This is a genomic window from Parvibaculum sp. (genome assembly GCF_049672805.1).
Lineage (GTDB): Bacteria > Pseudomonadota > Alphaproteobacteria > Parvibaculales > Parvibaculaceae > Parvibaculum.
This window is the reverse complement of record NZ_JBATWS010000256.1, coordinates 1-3,332: the sequence shown is the minus strand read 5'-3', so window position 1 is coordinate 3,332 and position 3,332 is coordinate 1. Positions and strand designations below refer to the sequence as shown.

Annotated in this window: 1 protein-coding gene; it reads left to right on the top strand. The window is 61.0% G+C overall.

All coding sequences use genetic code 11. The features are described 5' to 3' along the window. On the top strand, positions 1-3,324 hold a 3,324-nt coding region (gene rpoC, locus WBF74_RS08285), incomplete at its 5' end, for a DNA-directed RNA polymerase subunit beta' (RefSeq protein ID WP_424437984.1). Between the last annotated feature and the right edge of the window lie 8 nt (positions 3,325-3,332).

Here is a 3,332-nt window from a genome sequence, read left to right as displayed (position 1 = left end):
ATCATCATCCGCAACGAAAAGCGCATGCTGCAGGAGTCGGTTGATGCGCTGTTCGACAATGGTCGCCGTGGCCGCGTCATCACGGGTGCGAACAAGCGCCCGCTGAAGTCGCTCGCCGACATGCTGAAGGGCAAGCAGGGCCGCTTCCGCCAGAACCTGCTTGGCAAGCGCGTCGACTATTCGGGCCGTTCGGTCATCGTGGTTGGCCCGGAGCTGAAACTCCATCAGTGCGGCCTGCCGAAGAAGATGGCGCTTGAACTCTTCAAGCCGTTCATCTATTCGCGCCTTGAGGCCAAGGGTCTTTCGGCAACGGTGAAGCAGGCCAAGAAGCTTGTCGAAAAGGAGCGCCCGGAAGTCTGGGAAATCCTCGAGCAGGTGATCCGCGAACATCCGGTTCTGCTCAACCGCGCGCCGACGCTGCACCGCCTCGGCATTCAGGCTTTCGAGCCGGTGCTGATCGAAGGCAAGGCGATCCAGCTTCATCCGCTCGTTTGTGCTGCCTTCAACGCCGACTTTGACGGCGACCAGATGGCTGTTCACGTGCCGCTGTCCCTTGAGGCGCAGCTTGAAGCCCGTGTGCTGATGATGTCCACGAACAACATCCTGCACCCGGCCAACGGTTCGCCGATCATCGTGCCGTCTCAGGATATCGTTCTGGGTCTCTATTATGTGACGATCCAGAAGGACAATGAGCCGGGCGAGGGCATGGTGTTCTCCAGCATGGCCGAAATCGAGCATGCGCTCGCGGCCAATGTGGTGACGCTGCACAGCAAGGTGAAGGCGCGTTACACAACGAAGGACGCTGACGGCAACCCGGTCACGAGCCTCGTTGACACGACGCCGGGCCGCATGATGGTGGGCGAGCTTCTGCCGAAGCATCCGAACGTACCGTTCGACCTCGTGAACCGTCTGCTCACGAAGCGTGACATCTCCAAGATGATCGACGTGGTGTATCGCCATTGCGGTCAGAAGGAGACGGTCATCTTCTGCGACCAGATCATGGCGCTCGGCTTCCGTCAGGCGTTCCGTGCCGGCATCTCCTTCGGCAAGGACGACATGGTCATTCCGGAAGAGAAGGCGAAGCTTGTCGAAGAGACGCAGTCGCTCGCGACCGAGTATGAGCAGCAGTATATCGACGGTCTCATCACGCAGGGCGAGAAGTACAACAAGGTCGTTGACGCCTGGGCGAAGTGTACGGACCGCGTTGCTGACGTGATGATGCAGAAGATTTCTGCGGTTCAGATCGATCCGGAAACGAAGCGTGAGAAGCCGATCAACTCGATCTACATGATGTCTCATTCGGGTGCGCGTGGTTCGCCCGCCCAGATGAAGCAGCTTGCGGGTATGCGCGGCCTCATGGCGAAGCCCTCGGGCGAGATCATCGAGACGCCGATCATCTCGAACTTCAAGGAAGGCCTCACCGTTCTGGAGTATTTCAACTCCACCCACGGTGCGCGTAAGGGGCTTGCCGATACGGCGCTCAAGACGGCGAACTCGGGTTACCTGACTCGCCGCCTTGTGGACGTTGCGCAGGATTCGATCATCACCGAAGAAGATTGCGGCACGGAAGGTGGCATCACCGTTCAGCCCGTGATCGAAGCGGGTGACGTGATCGTGTCGCTCGGCACGCGCGTTCTCGGCCGTACCAGGGCTGAAGATGTGCTCGACCCGTCAACTGGCAAGGTTCTCATCGCGAAGAACCACCTGATCGACGAAGCTGATGTCGATGTGATCGAAGAAGCCAATGTACAGGGTATCCGCATCCGTTCCGTGCTGACTTGCGAAGCGCAGAACGGTGTTTGCGGCGCCTGCTACGGCCGCGACCTCGCACGCGGAACGCCGGTCAATCTTGGCGAGGCAGTAGGCGTTATCGCCGCCCAGTCGATCGGCGAACCGGGCACGCAGCTTACCATGCGTACCTTCCATATCGGTGGTACGGCGCAGGTTGTGGACAGCTCGTTCATCGAGTCGAACCATGCGGGCACGGTGAAGATCGTGAACCGCAACGTGGTGAAGGACTCCAATGGTCAGCTCGTCGTCATGGGCCGCAACGTGCAGGTGGTCGTCATTGACGAGCATGGTAATGAGCGTGCGTCGCACAAGCTCACCTATGGTTCGCGCCTGAAGGTGGACGAGGGCAGCACCATCGCCCGCGGCCAGCGGATCGCCGAGTGGGATCCCTACACCATGCCCATCCTCACGGAAGTGAAGGGTACGGTGGAGTTCGAGGATCTCGTGGACGGCGTGTCGATCCGCGAAGTGGCGGACGAGGCGACGGGTATCTCCAGCCGTGTCGTGGTTGACTGGCGTGCCTCGCCGCGTGGCAGCGAGCTGCGTCCGGCCATGATCATCAAGGATGCAGATGGCAAGGTGCTCAAGCTCGCCAATGGCAATGAGGCGCGCTATCTGCTGTCGGTTGATGCCATTCTGTCGGTCGAAAACGGCGCAGAGGTTCAGGCCGGTGACGTGCTTGCACGTATTCCGACTGAAGGCGCCAAGACGCGCGACATTACGGGCGGTCTGCCGCGCGTGGCGGAACTCTTCGAAGCGCGTCGTCCGAAGGATCATGCGATCATCGCCGAAGCGACGGGTCGTGTGGAGTTCGGCCGTGACTACAAGAACAAGCGCCGCATCATCGTGCACCCGCTGGATGAGAGCCTCGAGCCGATCGAGTATCTGATCCCGAAGGGCAAGCACATCTCGGTGCAGGAAGGCGATGTGATCGAGAAGGGGGAATTCCTGCTCGATGGCCATCCGGCGCCCCATGACATCCTTGCGATTTCGGGTGTCGAGGAGCTTGCGGCCTATCTCGTCAACGAGGTTCAGGACGTCTATCGCCTGCAGGGTGTGTCGATCAACGATAAGCACATCGAAGTGATCGTGCGGAACATGCTGCAGAAGGTCGAGATCACGCATCCAGGTGACTCGATCACGCTTCCGGGCGAGCAGATGGATCGCGTCGAGTTCGACGAGATGAATGCCAAGCTTGAGGCGCAGGGCAAGACGCCCGCAACGGCAGTTCCGGTGCTGCTCGGCATCACCAAGGCGAGCCTCCAGACGCGCTCCTTCATCTCTGCGGCCTCCTTCCAGGAGACCACTCGCGTGCTCACGGAGGCGGCGGTGTCCGGCAAGGTCGATCAGCTGATTGGCCTGAAGGAAAACGTCATTGTGGGCCGGCTCATCCCGGCTGGTACGGGCGGCATGCTGCAGCGTATCCGGGCCGAGGCGAAGCGTCGCGACGAGCTGGCGCTGGCCGACCAGGCTGGCGAGGGCATTGTGGCCAGCGCGCCGGCGACGGAAGGGCAGGCGGAAGGCGCAGCTTGAGCCAGACG